Source organism: Streptomyces sp. NPDC054956, from assembly GCF_053609185.1.
On sequence record NZ_JBSGXB010000031.1, the window covers coordinates 21,655 to 40,545 of the forward strand.

The window sequence follows — 18,891 nt, forward strand, 5'->3', positions numbered from 1 at the left end:
TCAGAAGCGCACCACCCCCGACGGGGTGGCCACCGCCTGAACGGGGTGGTCGTGCGGCTCCTCCGGGACCCGCGCGACCACCTCGTCGTCGTAGAGGAGCACCACGAGCGCGGGATGCGCCCCGGCGCGCTCCAGCCGCTCCAGCACCCGGTCGTACGAGCCTCCGCCCCGTCCCAGCCGCATCCCGCGCCGGTCCACGGCGAGTCCGGGCAGCAGTACGGCGTCGGCGCCGGTCACCGCGTCCGGGCCCAGGCGCGGGCCGGCGGGCTCCAGGAGCTTCATCTTCCCGGGGTGCGCGGCCTCGGCCAGGCTTTCCGGGCCCTCGTACGCCGCCCAGTCGAGGTCGTTGTCGGGCAGCAGGACGGGCAGCAGCACGCGCTTGCCGGAGGCCCGCAGCGCGTCGAGGAGTTCGCGGGTTCCGGGCTCGGCGCCGACCGAGACGTACGCCGCGACGGTCCGCGCGCCGGCCAGTTCGGGCAGTCCGGTCGCGGAGCGGGAAAGGGCGCCGGCCGCCGCGCGCAGGGCTTCGGCGGACAAGGCGCGGCGGGCCGCGAGGAGTTCGCGGCGCAGGTCCGTCTTGGCCTGCGGAGGCTGGTTCGCTACCACGAGTGGCTGGTCTCCTTCTCTGGTAGTGCAAATTTGAACATATTCACCTGAACCTGGCTTTGGGCCATCCGGGAGCGACTATTGTTCGGCCCATGACTCAGTTGCACCCCGTGATCAAGAAGGCCGTCATCCCGGCCGCGGGTCTTGGCACTCGCTTCCTTCCCGCAACCAAGGCGACGCCGAAGGAAATGCTCCCGGTTGTGGACAAGCCGGCCATTCAGTACGTCGTCGAAGAGGCCGTCTCGGCCGGACTCGACGACGTTCTCATGATCACGGGTCGCAACAAGCGCGCTCTCGAAGACCACTTCGACCGCAACTACGAGCTGGAGTCCGCCCTCATCGCCAAGGGCGACGACGACCGGCTGAAGAAGGTCCAGGAATCCAGCGACCTGGCCACCATGCACTACGTCCGCCAGGGCGACCCGCGCGGCCTCGGCCACGCCGTGCTGTGCGCCGAGCCGCACGTCGGCGACGAGCCCTTCGCCGTCCTCCTCGGTGACGACCTCATCGACCCGCGCGACCCGCTGCTGCGCCAGATGTGCGAGATCCAGCAGCGCACCGGCGGCAGCGTCGTCGCGCTGATGGAGGTGGACCCGGCCCAGGTGCACCTCTACGGCTGCGCCGCCATCGAGACCACGGACGAGGACGACGTGGTCCGCATCACCGGCCTCGTCGAGAAGCCGGACGCCGCGGACGCGCCCAGCAATTTCGCGGTGATCGGCCGCTATGTCCTCAACCCCGCGGTCTTCGGCATACTGCGTGAGACCGAGCCGGGCCGCGGCGGAGAGATCCAGCTCACCGACGCCCTGCAGAAGCTTGCCGCCGACGAGACCCTCGGCGGCCCGGTGCACGGCGTGGTCTTCCGGGGCCGCCGCTACGACACCGGGGACCGCGGGGACTACCTGCGGGCCATCGTCCGTCTCGCGTGCGAGCGTGAGGACCTGGGCCCGGAGTTCCGCACCTGGCTTCACCGTTACGTCACGGAGGAGATGTAGCACCTTGAGCAAGCCCGACGCACCGCAGGATCCTCGACCGGCCGGCGACCACCAGCGCCTCTGGTCGGTGGACGAGCACCTCGCGGACGTCCTCGCCACCGTCCGGCCGCTGGAGCCCATCGAGCTCCAGCTGCTGGAAGCCCAGGGCTGTGTCCTGGTCGAGGACGTCACCGTGCCCGTCGCCCTCCCGCCCTTCGACAACAGCTCGATGGACGGGTACGCCGTCCGGACCGCCGACGTCCAGGGCGCGAGCGAGGAGTTCCCCGCGGTGCTGACGGTCATCGGGGACGTGGCGGCCGGCAGCGGTGAGCTGCCGACCGTCGGCCCCGGCCAGGCCGCCCGCATCATGACCGGCGCACCGCTGCCGCCCGGCGCCGAAGCCGTCGTACCGGTCGAGTGGACCGACGGCGGTACGGGAGGCGGCGCGGCCTCCGGGATGACCCCCGCCAGCGAGGCCCCCGAGGGCGCGGCCGGCGAGGTGCGGGTCCACCGCGCCGCCGAGGCGCGGGCACACGTCCGCTCGCGCGGCAGCGACGTACAGGCCGGGGACCTCGCGCTCGCCGCGGGCACCGTCCTGGGCCCGCCGCAGATCGCGCTGCTCGCGGCCATCGGGCGGGGCACCGTACGGGTGCGGCCGCGTCCGCGCGTCGTCGTCATGTCCACCGGCAGCGAACTGGTCCAGCCCGGCGAGGCGCTGACGGCCGGCACGATCTACGACTCCAACAGCTTCGCGCTGGCCGCCGCCGCGCGGGACGCGGGAGCCATCGCCTACCGGGTCGGAGCCGTCTCCGACGACGCCGACACCCTGCGCGCCACCATCGAGGACCAGCTCATCCGGGCGGACCTGCTGGTGACCACGGGCGGGGTCAGCGTCGGCGCGTACGACGTGGTCAAGGAAGCCCTCACGGCCGTCTCCACCGGGGACGAGGATGTCGACGGCGCGGGCATCGACTTCCGCAAGCTCGCCATGCAGCCCGGCAAGCCCCAGGGATTCGGCACCATCGGCCCCGACCACACCCCGCTGCTCGCCCTGCCCGGCAACCCGGTGTCCTCCTACGTCTCCTTCGAGCTGTTCGTGCGCCCCGCGATCCGCGCCCTCATGGGCCTGCCCGCCTCCGAGGTGAGCCGGCCGAGCGTGCGCGCGGTGCTCAAGGCCGACAAGGCCCTCGGCTCCCCGGCGGGCCGCCGCCAGTTCCTGCGCGGCAAGTACGACGCCGTCGGCGGCACGGTCAGCCCGGTCGGCGGAGCGGGCTCGCACCTGATCGCCGCGCTGGCGCACGCCGACTCCCTGATGGTCGTACCGGAGGACGTCACCTCGGTGGAGCCCGGGGCCGAGCTGGAAGTGGTCCTGCTCGGCTGAGGTCCCGCGGATGCGGGTAGCGTGTTGCACCACACAGGCCCTTGCGGGGCCCGGACGGGAGCGGCACGCACATATGGCAGCGACTTCCCGGGGGGAAACCCCCGGACCCCTTCAGCAGAGCAGCGCCGGCGGCGCCGCCGGCACCAAGCTGACGCACATCGACGAGGCCGGCGCGGCCCGGATGGTCGACGTCTCGGAGAAGGACGTCACCACCCGGACGGCGCGGGCCAGCGGGCGCGTGCTCGTCTCCCCGCGCGTGATCGAACTGCTGCGGGGCGAGGGCGTACCCAAGGGGGACGCCCTGGCCACCGCGCGGATCGCGGGGATCATGGGGGCGAAGAAGACCCCCGACCTGATCCCGCTGTGCCACCCGCTGGCCGTCTCCGGCGTGAAGGTCGACCTCTCGGTCACCGACGACGCCGTCGAGATCCTCGCCACCGTCAAGACCGCCGACCGCACGGGCGTCGAGATGGAGGCGCTGACCGCCGTCGCGGTCGCCGGGCTCACCGTCATCGACATGGTCAAGGCCGTCGACAAGGGCGCGGTCATCACCGACGTGCGCGTCGAGGAGAAGACGGGCGGCAAGTCCGGCGACTGGGCGCGCTCGTGAACGCCCCGCGCGGCGGCGAGGTCCACAGCCACGGTGGCGAGGCACGTGACGGGGCGGCCGGGACGGACGCGGCGGACGTGACGGACGTGACGGCGAAGGCCCCCTCCGCGGAGCCTTCCCTCCGGGCACTGGTCGTCACCGCCTCCAACCGTGCCTCCCAGGGCGTCTACGCCGACAAGGGCGGCCCGGTGCTCGCCGAGGGACTGCGCGCCCTCGGCTTCGCCGTGGACGGCCCGCGCGTGGTCCCCGACGGGGATCCCGTCGAGGCGGCCCTGCGCGAGGGCGTGGCGGCGGGGTACGACGTCATCCTCACGACCGGCGGCACCGGCATCTCGCCGACCGACCGGACCCCGGACGCCACCGCCAAGGTGCTGGACTACGAGGTCCCCGGCATCCCGCAGGCCATCCGCGCCGAGTCCCTGGCGAAGGTGCCGACCGCGGCCCTGTCGCGGGGGCTGGCGGGCGTCGCCGGGCACACCCTGATCGTGAACCTGCCGGGATCCACCGGCGGGGTGCGCGACGGGATCGCGGTCCTGTCCCGCGTACTGCTCCACGCCGTGGACCAGATCCGGGGCGGCGACCACCCGAGACCGACCGGGAGCCCGAGCTGAACGGCCCCTCCTGGCCGGTGGTGCTGACGGACGGCGATGTCACGCTCCGGCCGATAAAGCTGCGGGACCAGACCGCCTGGCGCGAGGTCAACCGGCGCAACCGCGACTGGCTCCGCCCGTGGGAGGCGACGATCCCGCCGCCCGCGCCGTGGGGGCCGGTCGTCCAGCGGCCGACGTACCGCCAGATGGTGCGCCACCTGCGGGCGGAGGCGAACGGGGGGCGGATGCTGCCCTTCGTCATCGAGTACCAGGGGCGCCTGGTGGGCCAGCTGACGGTCGCCGGGATCACCTGGGGCTCGATGTGCGCGGGCCACGTGGGCTACTGGGTGGACCGCGAGGTGGCGGGCCGCGGGGTGATGCCGACGGCGGTCGCGCTGGCGGTGGACCACTGCTTCACGAAGGTCGGACTGCACCGCATCGAGGTCTGCATCCGGCCGGAGAACGGTCCGAGCCGGCGGGTGGTCGAGAAGCTCGGCTTCCGCGAGGAGGGGCTGCGGCCGCGCTATCTGCACATCGACGGCGCGTGGCGCGACCACCTCGTGTACGCGCTGACGGTGGAGGAGGTGCGGGAGGGGCTGCTGCACCGCTGGCACCGGGAGCGCCACACGCAAGGTCCCGCGTCGCCCGGGCAATAGTAATCCGATATCTGTTCGAATTCTTTCGACCGGTGACCGATTCGCCCATAACCTGATCCGAAGAATCACAAAAAAAGTCCGTGATATCAGCGAGATCGTGCGACACGCCGTCCCAATTGGCGGATTCCCCCGGCCGCGCCCCTCTACGGTGTGGGGTGTGAGCAGCAGCGGCCTCATCTACGCAGTCATTGTCGGGGCCTGGGCCGCCTACTTGGTGCCCATGTGGCTCCGGAGGCAGGACGAGCTGAACGAAGCTCGTCCGACGGAACGCTTCTCCACCGCCATCCGGCTGCTTTCCGGCCGGGCGGGAATGGAGCGCCGTTACGCCAAGGGGCTGCGTGAGCGCGGTGACGAGGAGGCGCGGCCCCAGCACCCCGCGGACCCGGACGCCGCGACGGAAACGGTGAATTCCGCGGACGTCGACGACGCCCGGGCCGTCGTCGTGCCCCCATCCACCCGGGCGGAGCCTCGATCGGCCGCCTCGGAGCGGGCCGACCGCGCGGAGCGTGCCCGCCGCGAGCAGCGCCTGGTCGTCCTGGCCCGCCGCCGGCGCACCACCGCACTGCTCTTCCTGATCTTCACCCTCGGCGCGGTCGTCGCCGCCGTCGGCGGACTGCACTACCTGTGGGCCCCGGCCGTTCCCGCCCTGCTGCTGAGCACGTACATCGTGCACCTGCGGGTCCAGGAGCGGCGGCGCTACGAGTTCACGATGGACCGGCGGCGCGCCGAAGCGGCCGCCCGCCGGCTCCGCGAGAACCACCAGCGCCGGCGGCACTCCGAAGGCGCCGAGGCCCCCGGCTCCGACCCGGACCCCGCGCCACCCGTCTCCCCGCAGGAGGCCGGCCGGCGCGCCCTGGTCGAGCAGACCGACCACGCGGAGTGGGTGGACCAGCAGCGCGAACGCGAGCGCGGCCCCGCCCGAGGTGACAGCTGGGAGCCCGTCCCGGTCCCGCTGCCCACGTACGTGACGGCCCCCGTCGCCCCGCGCGCCACCGGCCCGGCCACCCCGGACCCCTGGAGCGCGACCCGCTCCAGCACCGCGGAGCCGACGGAGCCGCGCCTGCGCGCCCAGCCGGCCCCCCGCGCGCAGCGCGCCCGAGACGCGGCCCGTACGCCCCTGTTCGACCAGTACGAGGGCGACGAGCGGCCGCGCGCCGCGAACGAGTGATCGATGACCTGCGCGGACGCTCCCCGATACCGGTTTTGGAGCACCCGCGAGGGGATGCTAATGTTTCACACGTCGCAAGGGCCTGTGGCGCAGTCTGGTAGCGCACCTCGTTCGCATCGAGGGGGTCTGGGGTTCAAATCCCCACAGGTCCACAAACGACAGTTCCTGAGTAGCTCTCAGGAACGTCATGAGATCCCGTCCGGTCGCAAGACCGGGCGGGATCTTTTGCGTTTCCGGAGCGTCCGGTGCTCAGTCGTCGAGGTCGGGCCAACCGTCCTCGTTCGAGCAGGTCTCGTAGTCGTAGCGCGTGAGGTGGTCCCACTCCTCCCCGGTCGCCTCCTCGAACGCCTCCTCGTGGACGTAGAGCAGCTGCTCGGAGTGGCGATCGGTGAACGGGGCGAAGAGCTCCGGGTGGCCGAAGACGCTCTCGTACGTCTGGCGGCCGGCGGCCACGACGGCGGCCCGCGCGTAGAGGAAGCCGTCGTCCGACTGCGGGAACGGCGAGCCGTCGGGCTTCTCCATTCCGAGGACGGGCAGCGTGCCGAAGTCCGCCAGGTCCAGCCGGTAGAGGGCTTCCGCGAGGCGCTCGCCGAAGCCGATGATCTGGTCGACGGGTTCGCGCGCGAGGGTCTCGGTCAGGCTCGCACAGGCCTCTTCGAGGCCCTGACAGGTATTGATGTCGGCCTCACGGCCGAGACCGTCGACGAGCTGCCAGAACCGCTCCCAGGTCATCACCGGGACCTCGGGGTCGACGCCGTCGTCCGGAGGTGTCGTCGAATCGTTCACGATGTGATCACCACGGTCCTGCTCCTCGTCGTAGCTCCTGTCGGCGGGAAGCATCACATGCCCCTCTGACATCGCGAGACACCGCGGTCAGAAGTCGCTTCCGGCGCCGAAGCATCCGAAGCCCCCGAGGTCCTGACCGCGATGGCGGACGGGCCCTCGAGGGCGCTCTCGGCTCAGAGCAGGATCTGAGGTACGCAGCCGGCACCGGCACCGGCCGGACGGTCAGGAGGGGTTCAGCGGCTTGGCCATGCAGCGGCTGGAGTCGTAGGTGCGGTAGTAGCCGAACTTCTCCGACGGGGAGTAGCCCGCGGACAGGTAGAGGGCTATCGCCTCCGGCTGCTGGTCACCCGTCTCCAGGACCATGCGCAGGCGGCCCGCCGCGCGGGCGTCGGCCTCCAGCTCGGCCAGGATGCGGCGGGCGAGGCCGAGGCCGCGGGCCTCGGGGATCACGTACATCCGCTTGAGCTCGGCGTCGCCGTCGGAGTAGCCCTCCTCGTTCTCCTCCTGCGCGCGCCAGCCGCCGCTGGCCACCGGGGCGCCCGAGGCGTCGTAGGCGAGGAGGTAGAGGCCCCTCGGCGGGACGAACATCGCGGGGTCGAGGAATGTGACATCCCCCTCGCCGTCGTAGCGCTCCTGGTACTCGATCTGCACCTGGTCGTTGAGCTTGACCGCGTCCGGGTGGTCGTACGACACGACGCGCAGCTGGATCTCCTGAGACATCCGAACAGCCTACGGAACGCTCCGGCTATCGTGCAGGGATGCTCACTGTGACCTCCGTGAATGTGAATGGGATCCGTGCCGCCGCCAAGAAGGGGTTCTCCCCGTGGCTGGCCGGATCGGATGCCGACGTCGTCTGCCTGCAGGAAGTGCGGGCCGAGGAGGGGCAGATTCCGCAGGAGGTGCGGGAGCCCGAGGGGTGGCACACCGTGTTCGCGCCGGCCGCCGCCAAGGGGCGGGCCGGGGTCGCGCTCTACACGCGCCGGGAGCCCGAGCGGGTGCAGGTCGGATTCGGCAGCGAGGAGTTCGACGACTCCGGGCGGTACCTGGAGATCGACCTGCCCGGCGTGACCGTCGCCAGCCTCTACCTGCCCTCCGGTGAGGCCGGGACCGAGAAGCAGGACGAGAAGTACCGGTTCATGGCGGAGTTCCTGCCCTACCTGACGGACCTCAAGGCGCGGGCCGCCGCCGACGGGCGGGAGGTCGTCGTCTGCGGCGACTGGAACATCTGCCACCGGGAAGCCGACCTGAAGAACTGGAAGACCAACCGGAAGAACGCCGGCTTCCTGCCCGAGGAGCGCGAGTGGCTCGGTGAGGTGTACGACACCGCCGGGTACGTGGACGTCGTGCGGAGCCTGAACCCCGACACCGAGGGTCCGTACTCCTGGTGGTCCTACCGCGGGCGGGCCTTCGACAACGACGCCGGCTGGCGCATCGACCTCCAGGTCGCCACGCCCGGGCTGGCCGCCAAGGCCGTCAAGGCCTTCGTGGAGCGGGCCGAGACGCACCCCGAGCGGTGGTCCGACCACGCCCCCGTGACCGTGGTCTACGCACTCGGTTCCTGACCGGGGGCGGGCGCGGGGGCGGCGACCCGGGCCGGCTCCGGCGGGCGCAGGCGGTCCATCGCCATCGTGAGCTCGGCCTCGACCACGCTCTTGGCCAGCGGGCGCAGCCGCGTCACCGAGTCGTCGGTGATGTGCGCGGAGATCAGCTCCGTGAACAGGGCGGCCATCGCGTCCGCGTGCTCGCGCACCCGGCGGCCCGCCTCCAGGACGGCCGCGAGGGGCACGCCCTCGCGGACCAGCGCCGAGGAGGCGTCCAGCAGCCGGCGGCTGACGTGGACGATCTCCTCGCCGTCGGCGGCGATGTAGCCGAGGTCGAGCGAGGCCGCCAGGTTCTCCGGAGTGGCCTCGCCCTCGAAGTAGTCGGCGAGGACCTCGGGCGACAGGCGGACCGGGGTCTCCTCCGACCAGCCGATGCCCAGCAGCTCGCCGAGCTGGCCGACGTCGCGGCCCTTCTCGAAGGCGACCGTCAGCTCCGCGATCCCGCCGAGGGTGTGGCCGCGCTCCAGCAGGGCGGCGATGGTGCGCAGCCGGGCCAGGTGCTGGTCGTCGTACCAGGCGATGCGGCCCTCGCGGCGGGGCGGCGGCAGGAGCTTGCGCTCCCGGTAGAAGCGCAGGGTGCGTACGGGTATGCCGGCGGCCTCGGCCAGCTCCTCCGTGCGGTATTCGCGCACTGTGGTCCTTGCTCCCGTTGGGCGGGCCGCGTCCTGCGCCGCGTCCCGTATCGCATTGTCCGGCACATGCGCAGCCTAGGGCGTACCCGCAGTAACTTTCCTGGCGCGACCCCTACCCATGAGTACGGGGCTGCTCTACTCTCCCGATTGTGCCAGTGATTGCTGGCAACGTGGGCATCCGAAGGCGGCGGGCATGGGCGGTGGCATGGACGGGCGCGAGCACGTACGAGTGGCGGTGATCGGCTCGGGATTCGGCGGGCTGGGCGCCGCGGTGCGGCTGAGGCGCGAGGGGATCACGGACTTCGTCGTCCTGGAGCGCGCCGACTCCGTCGGAGGCACCTGGCGCGACAACAACTACCCCGGGTGCGCCTGCGATGTGCCCTCCCATCTGTACTCGTTCTCCTTCGCGCCCAACCCCGACTGGCCGCGGACCTTCTCCGGGCAGCCCGCCATCCGGGAGTACCTGGAGCACGTCGCCGACACCTTCGGGCTGCGTCGGCACATCCGCCTGAACCACGAGGTCCGGATGATGCGCTGGGACGCGGACGAGCTGCGCTGGGAGATCGAGACCTCGGGCGGGGACTTCACCGCCGACGTGGTCGTCTCCGCCACCGGGCCGCTGTCCGACCCCAAGATGCCGGAGATCCCCGGGCTCGCCGGCTTCCCCGGCAAGGTGTTCCACTCCGCGCGCTGGGACCACGAGTACGAGATGCGCGGCAAGCGCGTCGCCATGATCGGCACCGGTGCCTCCGCCATCCAGATCGTGCCCGCCATCGCGCCCGAGGTGGAGCGGCTCACGCTGTTCCAGCGGACCCCGCCGTGGGTCATGCCGCGCACCGACCGGGCCATCACCGCGGTGGAGCGCTGGCTGCACCGCCAGCTGCCCTTCACCCGGGCCGCGCGCCGCGGTCTGCTCTGGGGGATCAGGGAACTGCAGGTCAGCGCCTTCACCAAGCGGCCGAACCAGCTCGGGCTGATCGAATCGCTGGCCAAGGCGAACATGGGGCGCTCGATCAAGGACCCGGCGCTGCGGGCCAAGCTGACGCCCTCGTACCGCATCGGCTGCAAGCGGATCCTGCTGTCGAGCGAGTACTACCCGGCGCTCGCCCGGCCCAATGTGGACCTGGTCGCCTCCGGGCTGAAGGAGATCCGCGGATCCGTGCTGGTCGCCGCCGACGGCACCGAGACCGAGGTCGACGCGATCGTCTTCGGCACCGGCTTCCACGTCACCGACATGCCCATCGCCGACCGGGTGGTGGGCGCGGAGGGCAAGACCCTCGCGGACGTGTGGAAGGACGGGATGCAGTCGCTGCGCGGGGCTACGGCGGCGGGCTTCCCGAACTGGATGACGATCATCGGGCCGAACACCGGGCTCGGGAACAGCTCGATGATCCTGATGATCGAGTCGCAGCTGAACTACATGGCGGATTACCTGCGGCAGCTGGGCGTGTTGGGGGGCAGGGTCGCGCTGGCGGCCAGGCCGTCGGCGGTCAACGCGTGGAACCGGCAGGTTCAGGCGCGGATGGAGCGGACGGTGTGGAACACCGGGGGCTGCACCAGCTGGTACCTGGACGCGGCGGGTCGCAACACGACCGTCTGGCCGGGGACGACGGGGGAGTTCCGCAAGGAGACGCGGAGCGTCGACCTGAGCGAGTACGAGGTCGTACGCCATCGGGAGCGCGAGCGGGTGGCCGCCGTCGGCAGGGCTGGAATTGCCTCCGGCGGCGCCTCAAACGCCGGCGAGGCTGAATTGGCCTCCGGCGGGGCTGGATCGGCTGCCGGTGGGGCCGAGGCGGCGCAGGAGGGTGCCGCGTGAGTCGGTTGATGCATGTCACCGCCGGGCCGTACGCGCCGCCCGCCGCTCGCCGCGAGCTGGTCGCCACCTCCGCCGACGGCTCCCGGCTGCACGTCGAGGTGCACGGTGAGGACGGGGCGCCCGCGGTCGTGCTCGCGCACGGGTGGACCTGTTCCACCGCCTTCTGGGCCGCGCAGATACGGGCCCTGGCCGACACCGGTCACCGGGTCGTCGCCTACGATCAGCGCGGCCACGGGCGCAGCCCCGCCGCGGCCGGTTACGGCACCACCGCCCTCGCCGACGACCTCGTCGCCGTCCTCGGGGCCACCCTGGAACCCGGGGAGAAGGCCGTGATCGCGGGCCACTCCATGGGCGGGATGACCATCATGGCCGCCGCGGGCCGGCCGGAGTTCGCCGAGCACGCCGCCGCCGCGCTGCTGTGCAGCACCGGCAGCGGCCGGCTGGTCGAGGAGGCGCTGGTCCTGCCGATGCGCCCCGGACGCGCGAGGACCCGTATCACCGGGGCGGTGCTGGGTGCCCGGGCGCCGCTCGGGCCCGTCACCCCCGTCGCCAGGGCGGTCCTGAAGTACGCCACGATGGGCCCCGGCTCGGCGCCCGACAAGGTCGAGGCCTGCGCCCGGATCGTCCACGCCTGCCCGGCCAAGGTGCGCCACGCCTGGTCCGGAGTGCTCGCCGGGTTGGACCTCGACGCGAACCTGGCGGCGCTCACCGCGCCCACCGCCGTCATCGGCGGCAAGAACGACCGGCTGACGCCGATCGTCCACGCCCGGGGGCTGGCGGCCGCGCTGCCGAACTGCGTGGGACTCACCGAGCTGACCGGGATGGGGCACATGACCCCGATCGAGGCCCCGGAGGCCGTCACCGAAACCGTGCGCGAGCTCGCCTCGGTCTACGTCCGCAACACCGCGAAGGAGAAGACGCCGTGAGTGCTCGCAGGAGTCTGGAAGGCCAGGTCGCCGTCGTCACGGGCGCCGCCCGCGGGGTCGGTGAGCTGCTCGCCCGCAAGCTGTCCGCGCGCGGCGCGAAGGTGGCCCTCGTCGGCCTGGAGCCCGAGGCCCTCAAGGAGGTCTCCGAGCGGCTGCACACCGACAGCGACCACTGGTTCGCCGACGTCACCGACCACGAGGCCATGGCCCGGGTCGCGCAGGAGGTCAAGCAGCGCTTCGGCAAGGTGGACATCGTCGTCGCCAACGCGGGAGTCGCCGCCGGCGGCCCGTTCGGGGACTCCGACCCCGTGGCCTGGCGCCGGGTCATCGAGGTCAACCTCATCGGCGGGGCCGTCACCGCCCGCGCCTTCCTGCCCGTGCTGATGGAGAGCCGCGGCTACTTCCTGCAGATCGCCTCGCTCGCCGCGATCACCCCCGCGCCGATGATGACCGCGTACTGCGCCTCCAAGTCCGGGGTCGAGGCCTTCGCCCACTGCCTGCGCGCCGAGGTCGGCTACAAAGGTGTCAAGGTAGGAGTCGGCTACTTGTCCTGGACCGACACCGACATGGTGCGCGGCGCCGACCAGGACGAGGTCATGCGCGAGCTGCGCCAGCGGCTGCCCTGGCCGTCGAACCGGACGTACCCGCTGGGGCCGGCCGTCGACCGGATCGTGGCGGGCATCGAGCGGCGCTCCCCGCACGTGTACGCGCAGTGGTGGCTGCGCGGGATGCAGGGGGTGCGCGGCTACCTCCCGGGGATCATCTCGACAGTCGGACAGCGCGAGATGAAGCGGTTCGAACCGCGACTGGCCAGTGTCTCCAAGGGACTTGTGGGGGCCGGCGGAGCGGCCGACGAACAGGAACGCACCCAGAGTCACTGACCGAAATGCGAGGCATGTGCCCCTGTGCAAGCCTGGTCGGGTTCCCCTTACCGAACACCGTTCCAGGAGTGAGGACACATGGGTATCAAGGACCAGTTCCAGGACAAGGCGAAGAACCTCGCGGAGAAGGCGAAGGCCGCGGCCGCCGGCAAGCAGGACGAGGCGTCCGAGCGCGCGTCGCAGGCCGTCGACCAGGCCAGGGACAAGGCGAAGGACACCTTCGACGAGAACTTCGACAAGTAGGTCCTTGTAGCGCGTGGATCACAGCGCGCTGAGGGGTGCGACCCGCCGTCCCAGGGTCGCACCCCTTTCGCATGCCCTATGCGCGCGGCGGCAGCTTCGGCCGCCGCCGGTCCGGTACGTCCGTGTAGCCGGGGGGCACGGCAGCCGGGTCCTGTTCCAGCAGCTCCAGCGCCAGGTTCACGGCGTCGTCCAGCTGCGCGTGGCGGCCCTCCGCCCAGTCGAGGGGGGTCCGCAGGATGGGCAGGTCGGGCTCCACGCCCTGGTTCTCCACGGACCAGCCGTACTCGGGGAACCAGGCGGCGTTCATCGGCACCGTGATCACCGTGCCGTCGCCGAGGGTGTGCCGGCCGGTCATGCCGACCACCCCGCCCCACGTGCGCTGGCCGACGACCGGGCCGAGCCCCAGCAGCTTGAAGGCCGCGGTGATCATGTCCCCGTCGGAGGAGGTCGCCTCGTCGGCGAGCGCCACGATCGGGCCCCGGGGCGCGTTGGAGGCGTACGAGACCGGCTGCGCGTTGCGGGTCAGGTCCCAGCCGAGGATGGAGCGGGTCAGCTTCTCCACCACCAGCTCGCTGATGTGCCCGCCCGCGTTTCCGCGTACGTCCACGATCAGTGCCGGCTTCGCCATCTCCGCGCGCAGGTCGCGGTTGAACTGCGCCCAGCCGGAGCCGCCCATGTCGGGGATGTGCAGGTAGCCGCACTTGCCGCCGCTGACCTCGCGGACCACCTCGCGGCGTTTGGCCACCCAGTCCTGGTAGCGCAGCGGCCGGTCGTCGATCAGCGGGACGACGGCGACGCGGCGCGCGCGGCCCTGGCCCTCGGCGGGCTCGAAGGTGAGCTCGACGGTGGTGCCGCCGGCCGCCGACAGCAGCGGGTACGGACCGGTGACCGGGTCCACGGGCCGGCCGTCGACGTGGGTGAGGACCGCGCCCTCGCGGATGCCGGTGCCCGCGAGCGGGGAGCGGGCCTTGGAGTCGGAGGACTCGCCGGGCAGGATGCGGCCGACGACCCAGGCGCCGTCGCGGGGGAAGAGGTTGGCGCCGAGCAGGCCGATGGGCCGCTGGTAGTGCGGGGGGCCTTCGTTGCGGCGGGCGGGGGAGACGTAGGCGTGCGAGGTGCCGAGTTCTCCGAGGACCTCGCGCATCAGGTCGGCGAACTCGTCGGGGGAGGCGACCCGTTCGACCAGGGAGCGGTACTGGCGCAGCACTCCGTCCCAGTCGATGCCGCACATCTCCGGCTCCCAGAAGTACGCGCGGATCAGCCGCCCGGCCTCCTCGAAGGCCTGGCGCCACTCGGCCGCCGGGTCCACCTCGTGCAGGATGCGCCGCAGGTCCAGGTAGACGGTGGAGTCGGTGTCCCCGGACTCGGTGGCCGGGACGGCCCGCAGGTCCCCGTCGTCGTTGACGACGAGGCGGGTGCCGTCGCCGCTGACCGCGAACCAGTCCAGCCCGGAGGCCAGTTCGGTCTTGCGGGCCTTGGTCAGGTCGAAGTACTCCAGCGTCGGTTTGCCGCTGGTGTCGGCCGGGTTGGCGAAGGTCTCGCCGAGGGCGCCCGAGATCGGCCAGCGCAGCCACACCAGTCCGCCGCCGCTCACGGGGTAGAGGGCCGAGTACTTGGAGGCCGACACCGGGAAGGGGGTCACCCGGCTCTCCAGCCCCTCGACCTCGACGGTGACCGCGCCGTCGCCCGATTCGGAGTCCCCCTCGACCGGGTCGAGTCCGCCCGCGGCCGGGCGGCCGTCGGGGGAGAAGGCGAAGGGCGAGGGGGTCGCCGAGGAGAGCGGCACCAGGTACGGGCGGCAGCCCAGCGGGAAGGACAGGTCGCCGGTGTGCACGTCGTAGACCGGGTCGAAACCGCGCCACGACAGGAAGGCCAGGTAGCGCCCGTCCCGCGTGAAGACCGGATTCTCGTCCTCGAAGCGGCCGTTGGTGACGTCGACGACCGTGTGCGCGCCCGGTCCGGAGATCCGGGCCATCTTGATCTGGCGCAGCGAACGCCCGATGCCCGGGTGCGACCAGGTCAGCCAGCAGCCGTCGGGGGAGAACGCGAGGTCGGTGACGGGCCCGTTGTCGGACCGGATCAGCTCGCTCGCCTCCCCGTTGGACTCCTCGGTCGCGTCGATGAGCAGCAGCCGCCCGTCGTTCGAGGCGATCGCGAGCCGTTCCCCGTCCGGATCGGAGAGCAGTTCCAGGACGCGGCCCAGCCCGCCCGAGGCGAGGCGGCGCGGCGCGCGGTCCCCCGAGGCGCGGGGCAGGTAGGCGATCTCGATGGCGTCCTCGCCCTCGGCGTCCGTCACGTACGCCACCTGCCCGCCGCTGCCGAGCATCTCGGGCAGGCGCACCCGTACGCCGGGGGTGTCGGCGATGGTGCGGGCGGGCCCGTCGCGGTGCGTGAGCCAGTACAGGCTGCCGCGCACGACGACGGCGCTGGCCCGACCGGTGGCGTCGACGGAGAGCGAGTCGACGTGGCTGGCGGCCGGCACCTGGTAGGTACGGCGTCCCGCGCGGGGGCCGCCGAGGCGGACCTCCAGCTTGCGCGGGGAGGAGCCCGGGGCCAGCGAGTCGACGAGCCAGATGTCCCCGGCGCACTGGTAGACGACGCGGCGGCCGTCGCTGGAGGCGTGCCGGGCGTAGAACTCCTCGTGGTCGGTGTGGCGGCGCAGGTCCGTGCCGTCGGGCAGGCAGGAGTAGAGGTTGCCGATGCCCTCGTGGTCGGAGAGGAAGGCGATCCGGCCGCCCACGAACATCGGGGAGTCCAGGTGACCCTCGATGCCCTCCAGCAGCCGTTCGCCGTGCAGCCACAGCCGGCCGGTGGCGCCGCCGCGGTAGCGCTTCCAGGCGGCGGGCTCGTGCGGGGGCTTGCCGGTCAGCAGCAGGCTGCGGCGCTCGCCCCCGTCCTCGGCGTGCATCTGGATGTCGGACACCGGGCCCCAGGGCAGCCGCCCGCCGGGGCTGCCGTCGGTCGGGAGGCTGTAGGCCCAGGCGAAGTAGGAGAAGGGCTGGCCGTGCGAGGAGACGGCCAGGATGTCGCTGCGGCCCTCCTCGTCGGGCGGGGTCCAGCCGCAGACCCGGGTGTCGGTGGAGCCCCAGTAGGTGAGGCGGCGGGCCGGGCCGCCGGACACCGGCGCCAGGTGGATCTCGGGGTCGAGGCTGCGCCAGGTGGTGAAGGCGATGTGCTTGCCGTCGGGGGAGAAGCGGGGGTGGCCGACCCGGGTGCGGTCGACGGTGATCCGCCAGGCACGGCCGACCGGATCTCCAGGGGGAACCAAGGGCGCCACCCAAAGATCGTCCTCGGTGGCGAAGCACAGCAGATCGTCGTGAAGATGGGGGAACCGGAGGTACGCCGCGTCGTGACTCACCCCCCAATGCTTTCCGCGCGAAGGGGGGCTGGCAACTCGTACAGGTGATCCATGTGCGTGTCGCGGGGGGCTCTCGGGGGCGCTCGCCGAGTGACCGACACCACTCCGCCATCGAAACGGAACGGTTTCGTTTCGCTTGACAGGGGGGTATGGTCTATCCGTACGAAACAGTTTCGTTCGGATGGGTCGGATCGGGAGGAGACGCCGAGATGGTCGAAGAGGTCATGTCGCGCCGCAGCCGGATCACCCCCGAACGGGAAGCCGAACTCCACGGGGCGGTCCTCGACCTCCTCCGCGAGGTCGGTTACGAGGCGCTGACCATGGACGCGGTCGCCGCCCGTACGAAGTCCAGCAAGGCCACCCTCTACCGCCAGTGGGGGAGCAAGCCCGAGCTGGTCGCCAAGGCCCTGCGGTGCACCCAGCCGGTCTCCCTGCGGGAGATCGACACGGGCAGCCTGCGCGGGGACTTCGCGGTCATGATCGAGAACTCCGACGACGCCCAGATGGCGAAGGACACCGCGCTGATGCGGGGCCTGACCCATGCGGTCCACGAGAGCCCGGAGCTCCACAAGGCGCTGCGGGACCTGCTGGTCGACCCGGAGATCACCGGTCTGCAGCTCATGCTGCAGCGGGCCGTGGACCGGGGCGAGATCGCCCCGGACTGTCCGGCCCTGGACTTCGTGCCGCACGTCCTCATCGGGGCGTTCATCGCGCTGCCGCTGATCGAGGACCGGTCCGTCGACCGGCGTTTCCTCGGTGACTTCATCGATGCCGTGGTACTCCCCGCCCTCGGCATCTGACTTCCCCACTCCCCAGTACTTCCCGCTGTCCGTCACGGCGTCCCCGCGCCGGAGCTCGATTCCTGCTGCCTCTGACACGCCGCTCTCGTCGTCGGACCGGCATTCCATGCCCTGATCCATCCCACGACCCGAACGGGAGAACCACCGACGTGGCCACCTTCCTTTACCGACTCGGCAGGGGTGCCTTCCGGCGCCGCCGTTTCGTCGCCCTCGTCTGGGTGGCGCTGCTGTTCGTCGCCGGCTTCGGCGCGGCTTCGGCGTCCGCACCCACCTCAGGCTCGTTCTCCATACCCGGCACGGAGGCCCAGAAGGCCTTCGACCTGCTGGACCAGCGCTTCCCGGGGATGGCCGCCGACGGCGCCACCGCCCGCATCGTGATCAAGGCCCCGGCGGGCGAGAAGGTCGACTCGGCCGCGGTCAAGCCGCAGGTCGAGAAGATCGTCTCCGAGCTGAAGGACGGCGCCGGCAAGGACCAGATCTCCTCGGTCGCCAACCCCTTCGAGGCGCAGGCCGTGAGCCAGGACGGCTCCACCGCCTACATCAGCGTCAAGTACAAGGTCAGCACCATGGAGCTGACCGACCCGACCCGTGAGGCCCTCAAGGAGGCCGGGACGGATGCCAAGGCCTCCGGCCTGAACGTCCAGATCGGCGGCGACGCCCTGATGGCGACCCCCGAGACCGGCTCCGGCGAGGTCATCGGCATCGTCATCGCCGCGATCGTGCTCGTCATCACCTTCGGCTCGCTCATCGCGGCCGGACTGCCGCTGCTGACCGCGCTGATCGGCGTCGGCATCGGCATCTCCTCGATCACCGCGCTCGCCAACGTGCTGGACCTCGGCTCCACCACCTCCACCCTCGCGATGATGATCGGCCTCGCGGTCGGCATCGACTACGCGCTCTTCATCGTCTCCCGCTACCGCTCGGAGCTCGCCGACGGACGCGAGCGCGAGGAGGCCGCGGGCCGGGCCGTCGGAACCGCCGGCTCCGCCGTGGTCTTCGCCGGACTGACCGTGGTCATCGCCCTCGTGGGCCTGGCCGTCGTCAACATCCCGATGCTCACCAAGATGGGCGCCGCCGCCGCGGGCACCGTGGTCATCGCGGTCCTCGTCGCCCTGACGCTGGTCCCCGCCATCCTGGGGTTCGCCGGCAAGAAGGTGCTGCCCGCCGGTACGAAGTCCAAGCTGTTCGGCAAGGGCAAGCCGGCCGCCGAGGGCGCGGAGGCCAAGCCCAACGGCGGCACCCGCTGGGCCCGCTTCATCCTGCGCCGCCCCGTCGTGGTGCTGCTGGTCGCGGTCGTCGGCCTCGGCGCCGTCGCCATCCCGGCGAGCAAGCTGGAGATGGGCCTGCCGGACGACGGCTCCCAGCCGGTCTCCACCACCCAGCGCCAGGCGTACGACCTGCTCTCCGCGGGCTTCGGCCCCGGCTTCAACGGCCCGCTGATGGTCGTCGTGGACGGGGACAAGGCGCTCGCCGACTCGACGGTCGACCGGATCAAGGGACTGGAGGGCGTGGCCGCGGTCACCCCGCCGACCCTGAACAAGGAGGGCGACGCCGCCGTCATCACGGTCATCCCGAAGGACCGCCCGTCCTCCGAGCAGACCGAGACGCTGGTCCACGAGATCCGCGAGGGCAGCGGGGACGACGTCCTCGTCACCGGCGCCACCGCGATGAACATCGACTTCTCGCAGAAGATGAACGACGCGCTGCTGCCCTACCTGGCGCTCGTCGTCGGCCTCGCCTTCCTGCTCCTGATGCTCGTCTTCCGCTCGATCCTGGTCCCGCTCAAGGCGGCCCTCGGCTTCCTGCTCAGCGTGCTCGCCGCGCTCGGCGCCGTCGTCGCGGTCTTCCAGTGGGGCTGGCTCG

The 18,891-nt window shown here is 71.9% G+C and carries 18 protein-coding genes and 1 tRNA gene; 14 read left to right on the plus strand and 5 right to left on the minus strand.

All coding sequences use genetic code 11. The features are described 5' to 3' along the window. The gene (locus tag ACWGDE_RS08750) at positions 1-606 is read right to left on the minus strand and encodes a 5-formyltetrahydrofolate cyclo-ligase (protein WP_453388278.1); all 606 of its coding nucleotides are present in this window, start codon (positions 604-606) and stop codon (positions 1-3) included. 92 nt (positions 607-698) lie between these two features. On the opposite strand from ACWGDE_RS08750, the gene galU reads away from it, so the two are divergent. The 7 genes from galU to ACWGDE_RS08785 all read left to right on the plus strand — a co-directional run bounded on the left by galU (position 699) and on the right by ACWGDE_RS08785 (position 6,137). Continuing rightward, positions 699-1,601: a UTP--glucose-1-phosphate uridylyltransferase GalU gene (galU, locus tag ACWGDE_RS08755; protein WP_453388279.1), complete on the plus strand. Its 903-nt coding sequence runs from the start codon at positions 699-701 to the stop codon at positions 1,599-1,601. Positions 1,602-1,605: 4 nt separating this feature from the next. Then, positions 1,606-2,961, plus strand: coding sequence for a molybdotransferase-like divisome protein Glp (gene glp, locus ACWGDE_RS08760; protein ID WP_453388280.1), 1,356 nt, complete (start codon positions 1,606-1,608; stop codon positions 2,959-2,961). A 73-nt stretch (positions 2,962-3,034) separates the two neighbouring features. Then, on the plus strand, positions 3,035-3,571 hold the full coding sequence (gene moaC, locus ACWGDE_RS08765; protein ID WP_453388281.1) for a cyclic pyranopterin monophosphate synthase MoaC: 537 nt from the start codon (positions 3,035-3,037) through the stop codon (positions 3,569-3,571). An 86-nt stretch (positions 3,572-3,657) separates the two neighbouring features. Next, entirely contained in the window at positions 3,658-4,182 is a 525-nt protein-coding gene (locus tag ACWGDE_RS08770; RefSeq protein WP_453388293.1) for a MogA/MoaB family molybdenum cofactor biosynthesis protein, read from the plus strand. A 17-nt stretch (positions 4,183-4,199) separates the two neighbouring features. Next, on the plus strand, positions 4,200-4,817 hold the full coding sequence (locus ACWGDE_RS08775) for a GNAT family N-acetyltransferase (RefSeq protein WP_453388282.1): 618 nt from the start codon (positions 4,200-4,202) through the stop codon (positions 4,815-4,817). A gap of 157 nt (positions 4,818-4,974) precedes the next feature. Continuing rightward, positions 4,975-5,985, plus strand: a complete 1,011-nt coding sequence (sepX, locus tag ACWGDE_RS08780; RefSeq protein WP_453388283.1) for a divisome protein SepX/GlpR — start codon at positions 4,975-4,977, stop codon at positions 5,983-5,985. Positions 5,986-6,063: 78 nt separating this feature from the next. Beyond that, a tRNA-Ala gene (locus ACWGDE_RS08785) sits at positions 6,064-6,137 on the plus strand. Positions 6,138-6,234: 97 nt separating this feature from the next. Here the strand turns inward: ACWGDE_RS08785 and ACWGDE_RS08790 are convergent. Both ACWGDE_RS08790 and ACWGDE_RS08795 read right to left on the minus strand, forming a co-directional pair. Continuing rightward, positions 6,235-6,825 carry a DUF4240 domain-containing protein gene (locus ACWGDE_RS08790; protein ID WP_453388284.1) on the minus strand — a complete coding sequence of 197 codons (591 nt, stop codon included), beginning with the start codon at positions 6,823-6,825 and terminating at the stop codon, positions 6,235-6,237. A gap of 168 nt (positions 6,826-6,993) precedes the next feature. Continuing rightward, the gene (locus ACWGDE_RS08795; protein WP_453388285.1) at positions 6,994-7,491 is read right to left on the minus strand and encodes a GNAT family N-acetyltransferase; all 498 of its coding nucleotides are present in this window, start codon (positions 7,489-7,491) and stop codon (positions 6,994-6,996) included. Between the two features lie 38 nt (positions 7,492-7,529). Between ACWGDE_RS08795 and ACWGDE_RS08800 the strand changes: the two genes are divergently transcribed. Next, positions 7,530-8,333: an exodeoxyribonuclease III gene (locus ACWGDE_RS08800; RefSeq protein ID WP_453388286.1), complete on the plus strand. Its 804-nt coding sequence runs from the start codon at positions 7,530-7,532 to the stop codon at positions 8,331-8,333. Here the strand turns inward: ACWGDE_RS08800 and ACWGDE_RS08805 are convergent. Continuing rightward, a complete protein-coding gene (locus ACWGDE_RS08805; RefSeq protein WP_453388294.1) occupies positions 8,315-9,055 on the minus strand; it encodes a MerR family transcriptional regulator in 741 nt (246 codons plus the stop codon). The two genes, ACWGDE_RS08800 and ACWGDE_RS08805, sit on opposite strands and share 19 nt — an antisense overlap. Before the next feature lie 154 nt (positions 9,056-9,209). Between ACWGDE_RS08805 and ACWGDE_RS08810 the strand changes: the two genes are divergently transcribed. The 4 genes from ACWGDE_RS08810 to ACWGDE_RS08825 all read left to right on the plus strand — a co-directional run bounded on the left by ACWGDE_RS08810 (position 9,210) and on the right by ACWGDE_RS08825 (position 12,870). Continuing rightward, positions 9,210-10,820: a flavin-containing monooxygenase gene (locus tag ACWGDE_RS08810; RefSeq protein WP_453388295.1), complete on the plus strand. Its 1,611-nt coding sequence runs from the start codon at positions 9,210-9,212 to the stop codon at positions 10,818-10,820. Beyond that, a complete protein-coding gene (locus tag ACWGDE_RS08815) occupies positions 10,817-11,746 on the plus strand; it encodes an alpha/beta fold hydrolase (RefSeq protein ID WP_453388287.1) in 930 nt (309 codons plus the stop codon). Before ACWGDE_RS08810 ends, ACWGDE_RS08815 begins: the two co-directional genes overlap by 4 nt. Next, complete coding sequence (locus ACWGDE_RS08820; RefSeq protein ID WP_453388288.1) at positions 11,743-12,627, plus strand: SDR family oxidoreductase; 885 nt, start codon at positions 11,743-11,745, stop codon at positions 12,625-12,627. The genes ACWGDE_RS08815 and ACWGDE_RS08820 overlap by 4 nt, the downstream gene beginning before the upstream one ends. Positions 12,628-12,705: 78 nt before the next feature. Continuing rightward, positions 12,706-12,870 carry a hypothetical protein gene (locus ACWGDE_RS08825; protein ID WP_453388289.1) on the plus strand — a complete coding sequence of 55 codons (165 nt, stop codon included), beginning with the start codon at positions 12,706-12,708 and terminating at the stop codon, positions 12,868-12,870. Between the two features lie 76 nt (positions 12,871-12,946). Here the strand turns inward: ACWGDE_RS08825 and ACWGDE_RS08830 are convergent, their stop codons facing one another. Continuing rightward, positions 12,947-16,228 (minus strand): S41 family peptidase, encoded by a 3,282-nt coding sequence (locus tag ACWGDE_RS08830; RefSeq protein WP_453388290.1) that lies wholly within the window; start codon positions 16,226-16,228, stop codon positions 12,947-12,949. A gap of 209 nt (positions 16,229-16,437) precedes the next feature. On the opposite strand from ACWGDE_RS08830, the gene ACWGDE_RS08835 reads away from it, so the two are divergent. After that, the gene (locus ACWGDE_RS08835) at positions 16,438-17,028 is read left to right on the plus strand and encodes a TetR/AcrR family transcriptional regulator (RefSeq protein ID WP_453388291.1); all 591 of its coding nucleotides are present in this window, start codon (positions 16,438-16,440) and stop codon (positions 17,026-17,028) included. Positions 17,029-17,177: 149 nt separating this feature from the next. Continuing rightward, positions 17,178-18,891, plus strand: a 1,714-nt coding sequence (locus tag ACWGDE_RS08840) for an MMPL family transporter (protein ID WP_453388292.1), incomplete at its 3' end; no start/stop codon positions are given.